Genomic DNA, 15,445 nt, shown 5'->3' on the forward strand with positions numbered 1-15,445 from the left:
ATCATTGGACAACCCCGCCGACCTTTTGCCGCCAGCACGGTCGGCCAACGTAAACAGGGCACGTAACGATGGCAGATTCTGAAAAGCGTACGAAGCCAATCCGCATCGGCTGCTCCGCCGCGTTCTGGGGCGACACCGAGACCGCTGCGGCGCAACTGGTTCACAAGGGCAACCTTGATTACCTGGTGGCGGACTATCTCGCCGAGATCACCATGTCGATCATGGCCGGTCAGAAGATGAAGGATCCCTCCCAGGGGTATGCCCGGGATTTCGTACAGACGGTCATGGGGCCCCTGCTGGGCGACATTCGCGACCAGGGAATTCGCGTGCTGGCCAATGCCGGCGGCGTCAATCCGGTGGCTTGCCGGGATGCGCTTCAGGCCCTCTGTGAAAAGGCCGGTGTGGATCTGAACATTGCGTTGGTGCTGGGGGATGACCTGCTACCCAGGAAGAAAAACCTGGGTGAGGCCGGGATAACCGAGATGACCACCGGACAACCCATGCCACCGATGATGGTCAGCCTGAACGCCTACCTCGGCGCGCCGGGACTGGTCGCGGCACTGGAACAGGGTGCAGACATCGTCATCACCGGCCGGATCGCCGACAGCGCATTGGTGCTCGCCCCGCTGGTGCATGAGTTTGGCTGGGACTGGACCGACTACGACAAGCTCGCCCAGGGCAGTCTCGCCGGACACCTTCTTGAGTGTGGCGCCCAGGCCACGGGCGGCAATTTTACCGACTGGGAAGAGGTTGCCGACGGCTACGCTGACATGGGCTTTCCAATTGCCGAAGTGCAAGCCGACGGCGACTTCGTCATCACCAAGCCTGACGGCACCGGCGGGCAGGTGACCCGGGGCACGGTCGCTGAACAGCTGGTGTATGAGATCGGCGACCCTCGGGCCTACCTGCTCCCGGACGTGGCCTGTGACTTTACCGACGTCATCCTGGAAGAATCCGGCCCGGACCGGGTGTCCGTGCGCGGCGCCCGCGGGATGCCTCCCACCGACAGCTACAAGGTGTCGGGCACCTGGCCCGATGGGTTCAAATGCACAGTGACGTTCCTGTTGGCCGGCATCAATGCCCGCGCCAAGGCCCAATCCGTGGCTGAGGCCATCCTCGCGAAAACCTCACGCCTGTTCCGTGAGCGGGATCTGCCAGACTATTCGGAAACCAGTATCGAACTGCTGGGCACCGAGACCACCTACGGTGCCCACGGTCACGCCGCCGACTGCCGGGAGGTCGTGGTCAAGATCAGTACGGCTCACCCCAAGAAGGAAGCGCTGGTGCTGTTCTCCCGGGAAATCGCCCAGGCCGCCACGGGCATGGCACCGGGAATCACCGGCATTGTAGGTGGGCGCCCCACCGTCTGGCCAAAAATCCGCCTCTACTCCTGCCTGGTCCCGAAAACGGAAGTGACGGTCACCGTGGACCTGGGCGGCGACCAAAAGCCAGTACGGATCGCCACTGAAGGCGGCTTCGACGGAAGCAGCCTGCCTGCCGAACCCGAGGACCGGAGGGCGCCGGAGGCCGACACCACCGTGCCGCTGATTGAACTGGCCTGGGCCCGGAGTGGCGACAAGGGCGATCACAGCAACATCGGGGTCATCGCCCGTCATCCGGATTTCGTGCCCTTCATCGAGGCCGCCCTGACCGAAGGCGCCGTGGCGGAGTGGATGAGCCACACCCTCAACCCGGAAACCGGCAAGGTCACCCGCTGGGCGCTGCCGGGTCTGCATGCCTTTAACTTCCTGCTGGAACACAGCCTCGGCGGCGGCGGTGTTGCCAGCCTCCGTATCGACCCCCAGGGCAAGGCATTCGCCCAGCAACTTCTCGAATTCCCTGTGCCCGTCAATCGGGCCGTTCTGGAGCAAGGATCCCGTTCATGAGCTACCAATCCATCTTTCATCCCGACCTGTTCAAGGACCAGACCTTCATCGTGACCGGTGGCGGCTCGGGCATTGGCCGCTGCACCGCCCATGAGCTCGCCGCCCTCGGCGCCCGGGTCGCCCTGGTGGGCCGCAAGGCGGAAAAGGTCGAGAAGGTGAAAGCCGAAATCATCGAAGACGGTGGCATGGCCACTGCCCACGTCTGCGATATCCGGGAAGAGGACTCGGTCAAAGCCACGGTGACGGCCATTCTGGAAGAACACGGCGGGCTCAATGGCCTCGTTAACAATGCCGGAGGTCAGTTTCCCTCGCCGCTGACCGGCATTAACCAGAAGGGGTGGGAAACCGTGGTCCGGACCAACCTGACCGGGGGATTCCTGATGGCGAGGGAAGCTTATACCCAGGCGCTGTCGAAAACCGGTGGCGCCATCGTCAACATCGTCGCGGACATGTGGGGCGGCATGCCCGGCATGGGTCACTCTGGCGCTGCCCGGGCCGGAATGGTGAATTTCACCCAGACCGCGGCGGTGGAATGGGGAACTTCCGGCGTGCGGGTCAATGCCGTGGCACCGGGCTGGATCGCCTCAAGTGGCATGGACAACTACCCGGAGCATATGAAGCAGTGGATCCGCAGCCTCGGCGACAACGTGCCCATCAAGCGCATGGGTACCGAATCGGAAGTCAGCGCCGCGATCTGCTTCCTGCTGAGCCCGGGCGCGGCCTTTATCAGTGGTGATTGCCTGCGTATCGATGGTGGCGCCTCCCAGGGTGGCCGGGTCTGGCCGTTGCCCAAAGCCAAGAACAACGAACCCTTCAACGGCTTCCACCGGGCCACGACCCCGAACGTGCTCAGCGAGGATTGAGGAGAACGCCATGCAAGTACTGGAAACCCGTGTCGATCCCCGGTCCGAGGAGTTTCAGGCCAACACCGATGCCATGGACGCCCATATCCGGTCCTTCCGGGAGGTGGAACAGAAAGTCCTGGACCTGGCGGAGGCGGCCCGGGAGAAATTCACCAAGCGTGGGAAACTGCTCCCGCGGGACCGAATCAATCGCCTGCTGGATCGGGGCACGCCGTTCCTGGAACTCTGTTCCCTCGCCGGCTACAAGATGCACGACGACAAGGACGGCAGCCTGTCCGGCGGTGGCATTATCGCCGGCATCGGCACGGTCAGCGGCATCCGCTGCCTGGTAGTCGCCAGCAACAGTGCCATCAAGGGCGGCACCATTACCCCGGCCGGTCTGGACAAAACCTTGCGCCTGCAGCAGATCGCCATGGAAAACAAGCTTCCGGTGGTCTCGCTCTCCGAGAGCGGCGGCGCCAACCTGAACTACGCCACGGACATCTTCGTCCAGGGTGCCCGCGGCTTTGCCAACCAGGCACGCATGTCCGCCGCCGGCATTCCCCAGATCACCGTGGTGCACGGCAACGCCACCGCCGGCGGCGCCTACCAGCCCGGGTTGTCCGATTACGTGGTGGCCGTGCGCGGCAAGGCCAAAATGTTCCTGGCCGGACCACCCCTGCTGAAAGCCGCCACCGGGGAGGTGGCGACCGACGAGGAACTCGGTGGCGCCGAGATGCACGCCCAGGTGGCCGGTACCGCGGAGTACCTGGCCGAGGACGATGCCGACGGCATCCGCCAGGCCCGCAACATCCTGGAAGCCCTTTCCTGGAACGAACAGCTGCCCCCGCAACGGGAACTGAGCTGGGACGAACCGCTCTATCCCGCCGAAGAGCTGCTGGGTGTCATCCCCTCCGATTCCAAGAAGCCCTATGACGTCCGGGAAATCCTGGCCCGCATCGCCGACGGCTCGAAGTTCATGGACTTCAAAAACGAATTCGATGACCAGACCGTGTGCGGCACCATCCGCATTGAGGGCCATTCCGTCGGCATCATCGGCAACAATGGCCCGATCACCCCGGCCGGCAGCGCCAAAGCGGCCCAGTTCATCCAGCTCTGCGACCAGGCCGGTACGCCCTTGCTGTTCCTGCACAACACCACCGGCTTCATGGTCGGCACCCACTCGGAACAAAACGGCATCATCAAACACGGCTCCAAAATGATCCAGGCCGTCGCCAACTGCCGGGTCCCCAAGGTCGCAATCGTGATCGGCGGCTCCTATGGTGCAGGTAACTACGCCATGTGTGGCCGGGGCCTGGACCCGAGATTCATTTTCGCCTGGCCCAACAGCCGCACCGCGGTCATGGGCCCCGCCCAGGCCGGCAAGGTCATGCGCATTGTGGCGGAGGACAAACAGCGCCGTAGCGGCATCGAGCCGGATCCGAAAACCCTCGACTTCCTGGAACAGGCCACGGCCAAGAAACTGGAAGACGGCTCTACCGCCCTGTTCGGCACAGCACGCCTGTGGGACGACGGCCTGATCGATCCGCGGGACACCCGCCGGGTTCTGGCGCTGGTGTTCTCGGTATGCCGAGAAGCCGAGGCCCGACCTCTGCGCCCCAATTCCTTCGGCGTCGCACGCCTTTGACACTCAACAAGTTCCGGTGCGACTGACGACCCAATTTCCGACAAGGAGAACAACACGGTGAAATTTACAGCTGAACACGAAGCCCTCAGAAAAACCGTCCGGGATTTTGTGGAGAAAGAGATCAATCCCCACTGCGACGAGTGGGAAGAAGCCGGCGAGTTTCCCATCCATGAAGTATTCAAGAAACTGGGGGCGCTTGGCATCCTCGGCATCCAGAAGCCGGAAGAATATGGCGGCATGGGCCTGGACTACAGCTACAACCTGGTTGCCGCTGAAGAGTTGGGGCTGGCCCACTGCGGCGGCGTTCCCCTGGCGGTAGGCGTGCAGACCGACATGTGCACCCCGGCCATTGCCCGCTTCGGTTCCGACGAGCTGAAACGCACCTTCCTCGCACCCGCCATTGCCGGTGAGATGGTCGGCTGCATTGGCGTCAGTGAAGTGGGCGCGGGCTCCGACGTCGCGGGCATGAAGACCACCGCCCGCCCGGACGGTGACGACTACGTGATCAACGGCTCCAAGATGTGGATCACCAACAGCCCGAAGGCCGACTTCATCTGCCTGCTTGCCAACACCAGCGACGACAAACCCCACAAGAACAAGTCACTGATCGTGGTGCCCATGAATTCCCCGGGCATCTCCTTCAGTCCCCACCTGAACAAACTCGGCATGCGGTCATCGGAAACCGCCCAGATCTTCTTTGACGACGTTCGTGTGCCCCAGCGTTACCGCATCGGCGCCGAAGGCACCGGCTTCATGATGCAGATGCTGCAGTTCCAGGAAGAGCGCATGTGGGGCGCCGCCAACGTCATCAAGGCACTGGAGAACTGCATCGACCAGACGATCGCCTACTGCCGTGAGCGCAAGACCTTTGGCCAGCCACTGATCGACAACCAGGTCATCCACTTCCGCCTGGCCGAACTGCAAACCGAAGTGGAAGCCCTGCGCGCCCTCACCTATCAGGCCTGCGAGCTGCACATCGAAGGTAAGGACGTTACCAAACTGGCCTCCATGGCCAAACTCAAGGCCGGGCGTCTGGGCCGTGAGGTTACGGACAGCTGCCTGCAGTACTGGGGCGGCATGGGCTACATGTGGGATAACCCGCTGTCACGGGCTTTCCGGGATGTTCGCCTGGTCTCCATCGGCGGCGGCGCCGATGAAATCATGCTGGGCATCATCTGCAAGATGATGGGCACCCTGCCTGGCAAGAAACGCGACTAACACGGCATGGAGTCGTCTGAGATGGAATCCTTACCTCATTGCGAAACACTGCTGCTGGAGAAACAGGGCCCGACCCTGTTCATCACCATCAATCGGCCGGAGGTGCGAAACGCCATGAGCCTGCAGATGGTCGCCGAGCTATCGACGGTTTTCTCGCAGATCGAATCCGACCTGCACATCCGGGCCGTGGTCATCCGGGGTGCCGGCGGACACTTCTGCGCCGGCGGCGATATCAAGGACATGGCCGGCGCCCGGGGCCAGCAAGCGGCCGAGGGCGAAGCCGATCCGTTCTACCGACTGAACCGAGCCTTCGGTCAGATGATCCAGCAGGTCAACGAATCCTCCAAGGTCGTGATCGCGGTGACCGAAGGTGCCGTGATGGGTGGCGGCTTCGGACTCGCCTGCGTGTCCGACGTAGCCATCGCCGGCCCGACGGCAAAGTTCGGCATGCCGGAAACCTCACTGGGCGTCATTCCAGCCCAGATTGCCCCGTTCGTGGTCGAACGGATCGGTCTGACCCAGGCCCGTCGCCTCGCTTTGCTCGGGCTGCGGATTGGCGCGGACGAAGCCTGCGATCTGGGGATTGTCCACCAGGCGGCCACCTCCGATCAGGAACTTGAAGAGATGGTTGCCCACGCCCTGGAACGGGTTCGTCAGTGCGCGCCGGTCGCCACCGCCGAAACCAAGGCACTGCTCCACCGGGTGGGCCATGAGGCCATGAGTGGCCTGCTCGACAGCGCGGCCGAGAAGTTCGCCGAAGCCATCCGGGGCAGCGAAGGCGCGGAAGGCACCATGGCCTTCATGCAGAAGCGTCCACCGGCCTGGGCAGGTGACTCCGAATGATCGCGGAGCGGGTGGATGCGGGCGTGGGGTCAGAAAATGTTGGAGGCCAGGGATGGCCGGAAACAAGCGCACATGGACGTGCTTGTAGCGGTTTTCTGGCCCCACGCCCGCATTCACCCGCGGACCCGCTCCCAATTGAGAGATCAAGAACATGCTAAGCAAACTGTTGATCGCCAATCGCGGTGAAATTGCCGTCCGAGTCATCCGCACCGCCAAGGCCCTCGGCTATCGAACCGTGGCCGTCTACTCCGAGGCAGACGCCAACGCCCTGCACGTTCAAGAAGCGGACGAGGCAGTCTGCATCGGCCCGGCCCAGGTCACCGCCTCCTACCTGAACGCCGACGCCATTCTCGAAGCCGCCCGAAAAACCGGGGCCGACTGCGTTCACCCCGGCTACGGCTTCCTCTCCGAAAACGCCGGCTTCGCCAACGCCTGCAAGGCTGCGGGCCTGGCTTTCGTGGGGCCGCCGTCGGATGCCATTGAGCTCATGGGCAGCAAGCGCCGCTCCAAAATCGCCATGCAGGAAGCCGGCGTACCGGTTGTACCCGGCTATGAGGGCAACAACGCCACCGACGACGAACTGATTGCGGCCGCCGCGGACATCGGCTATCCGCTCATGATCAAGGCGTCCGCCGGCGGCGGTGGCCGGGGCATGCGCCTGGTGGAGGACGAAACGACCCTGACCGACAACATCAAGCGCGCCCGCTCCGAGGCCAAACAGGCCTTCGGCGACGACGAACTCATCCTCGAAAAAGCCGTCATCGAACCTCGCCACGTGGAAATTCAGGTGTTCGCCGATCGCCACGGCAATGCGGTGTATCTCGGCGAACGGGACTGTTCAGTGCAGCGGCGACACCAGAAAGTGGTGGAGGAAGCGCCGTCGCCGTTTGTGACTCCCGAATTGCGGGCCGCCATGGGTGAAGCGGCGGTCAAGGCGGCGCTGGCCTGCAGTTATGAGGGTGCCGGAACGGTGGAGTTTCTGGTCGACAAGGATCGTAACTTCTACTTTCTGGAGATGAATACCCGCCTGCAGGTGGAGCACCCGGTGACCGAACTGATCACCGGCCAGGATCTCGTCGCCTGGCAGCTCGGCGTCGCCGAGGGGCGGCCACTGCCGCTGGCACAGGAGGAGATCGAACTGAACGGCCACGCCATCGAAGTTCGACTCTACGCCGAGGATCCCGCCAATAATTTCACGCCCCAGACCGGCCTCTTGCTGGTCTTCCGTCCGGCCGAAGGCGACGGCGTACGCTTCGACACCGGTGTGCGCTCCGGCGACATTATTACCCCGCACTACGACCCCATGCTGGCAAAAGTGATTGCCTGGGGCGAAAACCGGGACGATGCCCGCCGGCGGCTGATTCGGGCCCTCGAGGACACCCTCGTGTTCGGTGTCACCACCAACCGCTACTTCCTCAGCCGCATCATCGCTGACGAGACCTTCGGCGCCGGTGACGCAACCACCGCCTTCCTGCAGCAGTCGTTCAGCCAGGATCCCTCATTGCAGCCGCAAAGTCCGGGCCCGCGGGAGCTGGCCATGGCTGCCAGCGTGCTCGACCATGGCATTTCAGGCCAGACCGCCTGGAGCAATGCACCGGCCACCAGGACCCCGATCCTGCTCGAAATCGGTGACGACAGCCTTGAACTCCTGGTACGCCGAACCGGCAGCCACCTGAGTCTCGACCTGAATGGCAACCAACACGACGTGAAGATCGAAAACCTTCAGGACGACCATCTGTGCATCATCGACAATGGTGTGCGTCAGTCTTGCCAATATCACCGGGATGGCGATTCCCTATATTTCCAGGCCTCCGGACAGTCCTGGCTGGTGCGTGACATCACCCATCAGCCCGCAGCGGGCGCCCTTGGTGGCGGCAGCGGACGGATCCAGGCGTCCATGGACGGTGCCCTCATCGAAGTGCTCGTCGAGCCTGGACAGGCGGTCCGTCAGGGCGAGACGCTGGTCATCCTGGAAGCCATGAAAATGGAACACCCAGTCAAGGCCGACCGCGACGGAACTGTCGGCCAGGTACATGCCAGCAAGGGTGATCAGGTGAAACGAAGCCAGTTGCTGGTGGAGATTACCGCCGACGAATCCGCCAAACAGGAGGCCGGAGCATGAACACACTGAACCAGCGTACGGTATTTATCACCGGAGGCAGCCGCGGCATCGGCCGGGCAATCGCACTGGCCTGTGCCCGACAGGGCGCCAACGTGGTTATTGCGGCCAAGTCGGACACACCACATCCGAAGCTGCCGGGCACCATTCACACCGTGGCCGAGGAAATACGGGCGGCCGGTGGCCAGGCATTGCCCCTGGTTCTCGACGTTCGTGACGACAGGCAGGTTCGCCAGCGCGTGGACGAGGCCGCGGACCACTTCGGTGGCATCGACGCGTTGATCAACAACGCCGGCGCCATCCGTCTGACTGGCGTGGAAAACCTGAAGGTCAGCCGGTACGACCTGATGCACCAGGTCAACGCCCGGGCAGTCTTCACCTGTAGCCAGGCGGCTCTGCCCTATCTGAAAGCCTCGGATCGGGCACACATACTGAGCCTGTCGCCGCCGCTGAACCTGAACACCAAGTGGTTTGCCCAGTACGGGCCCTACACCACGACCAAGTACGCCATGACTATGTTGAGCATGGGCATGGCCGAGGAATTCAGGCGTTACGGCATAGCCGTGAACACGCTGTGGCCAAAGACCCTGATCGCCACCGCGGCGATCGAGTTTGAAGTCGGCGGGCCACAGATGATGGCGCAGGGCCGGAAACCGGACATCATGGCCGATGCCGCGGTAAGCATACTGAATCGCACCGCGGACGACCTGACGGGCCAGCACCTGATTGACGAAGACCTGCTGCGGCAGGATGGCATTACGGATTTCGAACCTTACCGGTACGCTCCGGGCGATAAGCCTCTTATGCCGGATCTGTTCCTGGACTAGCGCCAGGGCAGCATTCCCGTGGCGAAGGAGCGAGACCGACAATAAAGATAATCGGACCCCTTACGGAAGAACAGTATGAGCAACAACAGCGTTTCAGCACTGGATATCGCCCGGCGACTGCCGGGCATCATGCGACGTTTCCCGTCCATTGCCCGCGGCTATTACTATTACGCGGCCAAGGATGAAAACCGGGAGCTGACCCTGGGCACCCTGATCGAACGGAATGCCGAAAGGCACGGTCAGCGGCCGGCCATACTGTTCGAAGATCGGACGACCACCTGGCGCGATTTCAACAGCTGGGCCAACCGCATTGCCGGATTCCTGCAGGCCCAGGGCCTGACCAAGGGCGACGCCATTGCGGTCTTCCTGGAGAATCGTCCGGAGTTACTGGCGATCGTCGCGGGCGCGGCCAAACTCGGCGTCGCCTGCGCCATGCTGAACACCTCCCAGAAAGGCAAGGTGCTGGAACACAGCATCAACCTGATCGAACCGAAGATGGTGGTGGTCGGCGAGGAGCTGATCTCGTCGTTTGAAGGCGTCAAGGACAAACTCAGGACCAGCCACCCCACCCCCTTCCTGTTCGTGCCCGACGTCAACACCCTGAACGCCTTTGGTGAGGCACCCGAGGGCTACCTCAACATGGCGGAGCGAGTCAGCACCTTCAACAGCGACAACCCTGAGCTCTGCGATCCGCCACGCATGGGGGACACCGCCATCTACCTGTTCACCTCAGGCACAACCGGCCTGCCCAAGGCGGCTCCGGGGTCCCATCGCAAGTTCATAAAAGCGTACGGCGGCTTTGGCCTTATGTCCCTGGCGATGGAACCCGAGGACGTCCTGTACTGCACCCTGCCGCTCTACCACGGTACGGCCCTGCTGGTGTGCTGGGGTTCGGTACTGGCGGGCGGCTCTGCCATCGCCCTGCGCCGGAAGTTTTCCGCCCGTGCGTTCTGGGACGACGTGCGCCGCTATCGCGCCACAACTTTCGGGTATGTGGGCGAACTCTGCCGCTACCTGCTGAACCAGCCCGCCAGCGATCAGGACCGGACCCACGGACTGACCAAGATGATCGGGAACGGCTTGCGCCCGTCCATCTGGCAGGAATTCAAGGAGCGTTTCGGCATCGAAACCGTGGCCGAACTGTACGCCTCCAGCGAGGGCAACATCGGCTTCAGCAACTTCTTCAACATGGACAACACCGTTGGCTTCTCCACCGCACCCTACAAACTGGTGAAGTTCCATGACGGCACCCGGGACCCGGTGCGCAACGCCAAGGGCTTTATGGAGGAGGTCGCCAAAGGTGAGCCGGGGCTCCTGATCGGCGAGATCACGAAAAAATGGTCCTTCGAGGGCTATACCCAGAAAGACGCGACCGAAAAATCCATTGTGCGAAACGCCTTCAAGAAAGGCGATGCCTGGTTCAACACCGGCGACGTGCTGAAAGAGATCGGATGCAAGCACCTGCAGTTTGTCGATCGCATGGGCGACACCTTCCGCTGGAAAGGCGAAAACGTTTCGACCAACGAGGTGGAAAACATCATCGATGGTTCCGGCCTGGTGGAAGAGGCCATCGTCTACGGCGTCGAGATCCCGAACACCAATGGCAAGGCGGGCATGGTGACCCTGGTGCCCCATGGCAAGGCCAGCGACTTTGATGTCAACGCGCTGTTTGCGTATCTGAGCGCCAACCTGCCACCCTACGCGATTCCCGTGTTCGTGCGGGTCACCCACGCCATCGAGAAGACCGGCACCTTCAAGTATCGCAAGGTGGACATCCAGAAAACCGGTTATTCGCTGGAGCGGGCCGATGAGGCGGTGTTTGCCTGGCTACCGAAAACGGAGGGGTATACTCGGCTAACGCCGGAGCTGGTTGCCGAGATCGACGCCGGGAAAGTTAATTTCTAACGCTTGGCGTTCGTCGATCTGCTTTTGGCTCCAGCCTTCGCGGCCCGGAGTTCGCCGAGCTGGGTCAGCCTTCCCAAAAACCGCTACAAGCACATCCGTGTGCGCTTGTTTCGGGCCGTCCATGGCCCTCTACATTTTTGGGAAGGCTGACTCAGCACGTCGCTCAAGCAACGGAACTATAGGAAATCTCAGGAGCCTACCTTGAGCACCACTTTGCCGGTAGCACGGCGCTCGGTCAGCGCCCCCAGGGCCTTGGCATAATCCTCGAACTCGAACACTTCGCTGATCTTCGGATCAATCTTGCCCTCGGCGTAGAGCTTCATCAGCTCCATCATGTTCTGGGCACTGGCCTCCGGCTCACGCTGGGTAAAGCTGCCCCAGAACACGCCAACCACCGAGCAGCCTTTCAGAAGGGTCAGGTTGGCGGGAACCTTGGGAATATCACCGGCGGCAAAACCGACGATAAGGTGCCGACCGTTCCAGCCCATGGCACGGAGCGCCTGTTCGGTAAAATCACCACCAACCGGGTCGTAGATCACGTCCACGCCCTTCCCTTTGGTCAGGTTCTTGACGGCCTCCTTCAGGGGCTCCTCGGTGTAATTGATCAGTTCGTCCGCACCGGCGTCCTTGGCAATGGCCAACTTCTCGGCGGAGCTCGCAGCGGCAATCACACGAGCCCCCATCGCCTTGCCCAGTTCCACCGTGGCCAGACCCACGCCGCCACTGGCACCCAACACCAGCAGGCTCTCACCCGGCTGGAGGTTGGCGCGCTGCTTGAGCGCGTAGTATGAGGTGCCATACACCATGGTGAAGGCAGCCGCCTTTTCATCGGACATGCCATCAGGCACCGGCAGGAGGTTCTGCTCAGGCACCACCACTTCCTCGGCAAAGGCGCCGTAACCAGTCAGGCCGGCAACCCGGTCGCCGGGCTTGAAGCGGGTCACTTTCTCGCCGACCTCAATCACTTCTCCGGCCATCTCGCCGCCGGGGGAGAACGGCATGGAAGGTTTCAGCTGGTACTTGCCCTCGATGATCAGGGTGTCGGGAAAGTTCAGACCGGCGGCTTTTACCCGAACTTTGACACCACGGCCCTTAACCTCCGGGCTGGGGACGTCTTCAATCACCAGGGTATCGGCCGGGCCGTATTCCTTGCAGAGGATGGCTTTCATGGAAACTCCTGTAACAGCATTGTTTTGGCGACGGGGCAGACCGATCGTCGGCCTGATTTTCAGTACCCGTCAAGCTAAACAGTGTCTCCCCATGAAGCAAATAAAGATCTCTTATCGAATTTTATAAGCGAGACTTATGCAGCGTCGCCCCCTGCCTCACAGCATCGAACCGGCAACAAATAGCGCCCCCACCAGGAACAGGGCAGCAGCGATGAGGCCGTTACGCAGGCCGGTCGAGAGCACCTGTGACTTCGCCTCGAACGTTCCGTCTTCATCGTGGTTGACGAGCTTCAGGTCCTGACTGGAGCTCCGGATCAACTGGATCATCTCCTCGCATTGCGTCGAGCTGAACGAAGCCGGATCGAATCGGCTGAGGCCATGTTTCTTCAGGAAACGGTGTACGTCGCTTGATAGCGGGACGTACTTCATGGACCAGTTCTCAAAGGTGCGAGCCTCCAGCGGCTCTTCAATCAACGTGACGATGTTTTTGTGCCGGCTGTCACTCTGGATTCTGCGGTAGGTTTCAAGAACGTCTTTTTCGTCCCCTTCGAGATACTGGAAGAAGCGGTTGTCTCCGTAATACAGCCCCCCAACCAGCAGGCATTTTCCATTGTTGCGCCGCGATGTCATCAGAATCCGGGCAACGTTGGGCTCAACACCTTTTTCCGCCGGCTTGGCTTCAAAGGTGGCTTCACTGGCGTAGGCCAAGCGCATCAGGGACATGTCAGCGACTCCAAACTGCAGAATTGATATAAATGCGACACATGATACGTATGGACACGTGACTATGGATCAATTCGACGATCAAGCCGGGCATCCCGGGATGAATCCACCGATCTTTTGGGCTATTCTTCGCGCACCCGGTTCAAGACGTTCCGTTGTTCGTTCTCATCACGTCAGGCCCTGCCATGTTCGACATTGTCTACCTGCTCGAAATGCTCGGGATCATAGCCTTTGCCATCTCGGGAATGATCGTGGCGCGAGCCAAGAACATGGACCCTGTCGGCGTGTTTACCATCGGCTTCATCACCGCACTGGGCGGCGGCACCCTGCGGGACCTGATTCTGGACAACCACCCGGTGTACTGGATCAAACACCAGGAGCAGCCAGTGCTGATCCTCGTGATGGCGATCCTGTTCAGCTACTGGAAGCACGCTGACCGGCTCCGGGCTTCACAGATCGTCATTCCGGACGCCGTGGGACTTGGTGTTTTTTCCATTCTGGGCGCACAACTGGCACTGGACCTGGGCCACTCGTGGTTGATCGCCTCCTTCCTGGGCGTGATGACCGGCACATTCGGCGGCGCCCTGCGCGACACGCTGTGCAACGAGGTCCCGCAGATTTTCCGCAAGGACCAGGTCTACGCGTCCGTTTCGTTTGCCGGCTGCTGGCTCTACTTTTTCTGCCAGTCGCTCCTTGTGAATGAAGCCCTGCCGCTCACCATCGGTGTCGTGTTCATCGCGATTGTCCGCATCCTGGCGGTACGCTACGACATTCGCCTTCAGCGGGACGCCAACCACCAATAGCTTGACACCTAATTAATAGTGAACTGTCAATCATCCCTTGGCCTGAGGGCCGTCAGCCGGTAAGATTGCCGTTTTTTCACGCAATTCGCGTTTTCCGTTCGACACTGATTCCCAATCCCAACTTTTGGCATCCTGAGAGGCAGACTCCCGTCATGCTTGAACGACTGTTCCAACTCCAGGCCCACGGCACCACAGTTCGAAAAGAACTGGTAGCGGGCATCACCACTTTCCTGACCATGGCGTACATCATCGTGGTCAACCCGAGCATCCTGTCGTCCACCGGCATGGACTTTGGCGCCATATTTGTCGCCACCTGTCTGGCGGCCACCATCGGCACCCTGATCATGGGCCTATGGGCCAACTACCCGATCGCCCTGGCCCCCGGCATGGGGCTGAATGCCTTCTTCTCCTTTACGGTCGTCGGCAGCATGGGTTACAGCTGGCAGGTTGCTCTCGGGGCAGTCTTCCTCTCGGGCCTGATCTTCTTCCTGCTCAGCGTCCTCAAGATTCGCGAGTGGATCATCAACAGCATTCCGATGTCACTTCGCTTTGGCATTTCCGCCGGCATCGGCTTCTTCCTGGCGCTGATTGCCCTGAAGAATGCCGGTATCGTCGTCGATCATCCGGCCACACTGGTTGGCATGGGTGAGATCAAGACGGCCGAAAGCCTTCTGTTCTTCGGCGGATTCGTGCTGATTTGCGCGCTGTCGTTCCGGCGGATAACCGGTGCGGTGATGATTGGCATCATCGCCGTGACGCTGATCGCAATGATGCTGGGCATGGTGGAATACAAAGGGTTCGTGTCGGCACCGCCGAGCCTGGCTCCGACCTTTATGCAGCTGGACATTGCCGGTGCGCTCAACGTCGGCATGATCAGCATCGTGTTCGCGTTTCTGTTTGTAGACCTGTTCGACACCTCCGGCACCCTGATCGGCGCTGCCCAGCGCGGTGGCCTGCTGGACAAGGAGGGCAAACTGCCCCGCCTGGGCCGGGCCCTGATGTCCGACTCGGTGGCCACCATGTCCGGTGCGGCCCTGGGCACGTCCACAACCACCAGCTACATCGAGTCCACGGCGGGCATCTCGGCCGGAGGTCGTACCGGTCTGACCGCCGTCGTGGTGGCGGTTCTCTTCCTGGCCTGCCTGTTGCTGTCGCCCATTGCCAGCATCATCCCGGCCTACGCGACGGCACCCGCCCTGCTCTACGTGGCCGTGCTCATGACCAGCGGCCTGAAACTGGTCGACTGGGAAGACATCACCGACGCCGCGCCTGCGGTGGTGACCGCGCTGATGATGCCGCTGACCTTTTCCATCGCCAACGGCATTGCCCTGGGCTTTATCACCTACGCTATCGTGAAAGCCCTGAGCGGGCGCTGGTCTGACCTGAACGCCAGCGTGGTGACCATCGCCGTTGTATTCGTGCTGAAATTCATCTTCCTGGACGCGGCCTGAGCCGCCGCCAG

General features: G+C 61.7%; 12 protein-coding genes. 10 read left to right on the forward strand and 2 right to left on the reverse strand.

The annotated features are described in order from the left end of the window. Positions 1 to 68: 68 nt before the first annotated feature. The 8 genes from KXD86_RS05655 (at position 69) to KXD86_RS05690 (ending at position 11,288) form a co-directional block, all read left to right on the forward strand. Positions 69 to 1,886, forward strand: coding sequence for an acyclic terpene utilization AtuA family protein (locus KXD86_RS05655; RefSeq protein WP_218635080.1), 1,818 nt, complete (start codon positions 69 to 71; stop codon positions 1,884 to 1,886). After that, entirely contained in the window at positions 1,883 to 2,749 is an 867-nt protein-coding gene (locus KXD86_RS05660) for an SDR family oxidoreductase (protein WP_218635081.1), read from the forward strand. The genes KXD86_RS05655 and KXD86_RS05660 overlap by 4 nt, the downstream gene beginning before the upstream one ends. Positions 2,750 to 2,759: 10 nt before the next feature. After that, positions 2,760 to 4,376, forward strand: coding sequence for an acyl-CoA carboxylase subunit beta (locus KXD86_RS05665; protein ID WP_218635082.1), 1,617 nt, complete (start codon positions 2,760 to 2,762; stop codon positions 4,374 to 4,376). A 57-nt stretch (positions 4,377 to 4,433) separates the two neighbouring features. Further along, the gene (atuD, locus tag KXD86_RS05670) at positions 4,434 to 5,594 is read left to right on the forward strand and encodes a citronellyl-CoA dehydrogenase (protein ID WP_218635083.1); all 1,161 of its coding nucleotides are present in this window, start codon (positions 4,434 to 4,436) and stop codon (positions 5,592 to 5,594) included. Between the two features lie 21 nt (positions 5,595 to 5,615). Next, positions 5,616 to 6,437 carry an enoyl-CoA hydratase/isomerase family protein gene (locus KXD86_RS05675; protein WP_218635084.1) on the forward strand — a complete coding sequence of 274 codons (822 nt, stop codon included), beginning with the start codon at positions 5,616 to 5,618 and terminating at the stop codon, positions 6,435 to 6,437. A gap of 151 nt (positions 6,438 to 6,588) precedes the next feature. Further along, positions 6,589 to 8,559: an acetyl/propionyl/methylcrotonyl-CoA carboxylase subunit alpha gene (locus KXD86_RS05680; protein ID WP_218635085.1), complete on the forward strand. Its 1,971-nt coding sequence runs from the start codon at positions 6,589 to 6,591 to the stop codon at positions 8,557 to 8,559. Next, positions 8,556 to 9,383, forward strand: coding sequence for an SDR family oxidoreductase (locus tag KXD86_RS05685; protein ID WP_218635086.1), 828 nt, complete (start codon positions 8,556 to 8,558; stop codon positions 9,381 to 9,383). Before KXD86_RS05680 ends, KXD86_RS05685 begins: the two co-directional genes overlap by 4 nt. Positions 9,384 to 9,458: 75 nt before the next feature. Beyond that, positions 9,459 to 11,288, forward strand: a complete 1,830-nt coding sequence (locus tag KXD86_RS05690) for a long-chain-acyl-CoA synthetase (RefSeq protein WP_218635087.1) — start codon at positions 9,459 to 9,461, stop codon at positions 11,286 to 11,288. A 188-nt stretch (positions 11,289 to 11,476) separates the two neighbouring features. Here KXD86_RS05690 and KXD86_RS05695 read toward each other — a convergent pair whose 3' ends face one another. Continuing rightward, a complete protein-coding gene (locus KXD86_RS05695; RefSeq protein WP_218635088.1) occupies positions 11,477 to 12,457 on the reverse strand; it encodes an NADPH:quinone oxidoreductase family protein in 981 nt (326 codons plus the stop codon). Between the two features lie 156 nt (positions 12,458 to 12,613). Next, a complete protein-coding gene (locus tag KXD86_RS05700) occupies positions 12,614 to 13,180 on the reverse strand; it encodes a BLUF domain-containing protein (RefSeq protein WP_218635089.1) in 567 nt (188 codons plus the stop codon). Positions 13,181 to 13,365: 185 nt separating this feature from the next. Here KXD86_RS05700 and KXD86_RS05705 point away from each other — a divergent pair, with 185 nt between their 5' ends. Both KXD86_RS05705 and KXD86_RS05710 read left to right on the forward strand, forming a co-directional pair. Further along, on the forward strand, positions 13,366 to 13,983 hold the full coding sequence (locus KXD86_RS05705; protein WP_218635090.1) for a trimeric intracellular cation channel family protein: 618 nt from the start codon (positions 13,366 to 13,368) through the stop codon (positions 13,981 to 13,983). A gap of 152 nt (positions 13,984 to 14,135) precedes the next feature. Then, complete coding sequence (locus tag KXD86_RS05710) at positions 14,136 to 15,434, forward strand: NCS2 family permease (RefSeq protein ID WP_218635091.1); 1,299 nt, start codon at positions 14,136 to 14,138, stop codon at positions 15,432 to 15,434. The last annotated feature ends 11 nt before the right edge of the window (positions 15,435 to 15,445 follow it).

It is taken from the genome of Marinobacter arenosus, assembly GCF_019264345.1.
GTDB lineage: Bacteria > Pseudomonadota > Gammaproteobacteria > Pseudomonadales > Oleiphilaceae > Marinobacter > Marinobacter arenosus.

Excerpts from the sequence above, each read along its gene's own strand:
- KXD86_RS05705 (WP_218635090.1), top strand. The coding sequence starts at position 13,366 with ATGTTCGACATTGTCTACCTGCTCGAAATGCTCGGGATCATAGCCTTT.
- KXD86_RS05710 (WP_218635091.1), top strand. The coding sequence starts at position 14,136 with ATGCTTGAACGACTGTTCCAACTCCAGGCCCACGGCACCACAGTTCGA.
- KXD86_RS05690 (WP_218635087.1), top strand. The coding sequence starts at position 9,459 with ATGAGCAACAACAGCGTTTCAGCACTGGATATCGCCCGGCGACTGCCG.
- KXD86_RS05680 (WP_218635085.1), top strand. The coding sequence starts at position 6,589 with ATGCTAAGCAAACTGTTGATCGCCAATCGCGGTGAAATTGCCGTCCGA.
- KXD86_RS05665 (WP_218635082.1), top strand. The coding sequence starts at position 2,760 with ATGCAAGTACTGGAAACCCGTGTCGATCCCCGGTCCGAGGAGTTTCAG.
- KXD86_RS05675 (WP_218635084.1), top strand. The coding sequence starts at position 5,616 with ATGGAATCCTTACCTCATTGCGAAACACTGCTGCTGGAGAAACAGGGC.
- KXD86_RS05700 (WP_218635089.1), bottom strand. The coding sequence starts at position 13,180 with ATGTCCCTGATGCGCTTGGCCTACGCCAGTGAAGCCACCTTTGAAGCC.
- KXD86_RS05655 (WP_218635080.1), top strand. The coding sequence starts at position 69 with ATGGCAGATTCTGAAAAGCGTACGAAGCCAATCCGCATCGGCTGCTCC.
- KXD86_RS05695 (WP_218635088.1), bottom strand. The coding sequence starts at position 12,457 with ATGAAAGCCATCCTCTGCAAGGAATACGGCCCGGCCGATACCCTGGTG.
- KXD86_RS05660 (WP_218635081.1), top strand. The coding sequence starts at position 1,883 with ATGAGCTACCAATCCATCTTTCATCCCGACCTGTTCAAGGACCAGACC.
- KXD86_RS05685 (WP_218635086.1), top strand. The coding sequence starts at position 8,556 with ATGAACACACTGAACCAGCGTACGGTATTTATCACCGGAGGCAGCCGC.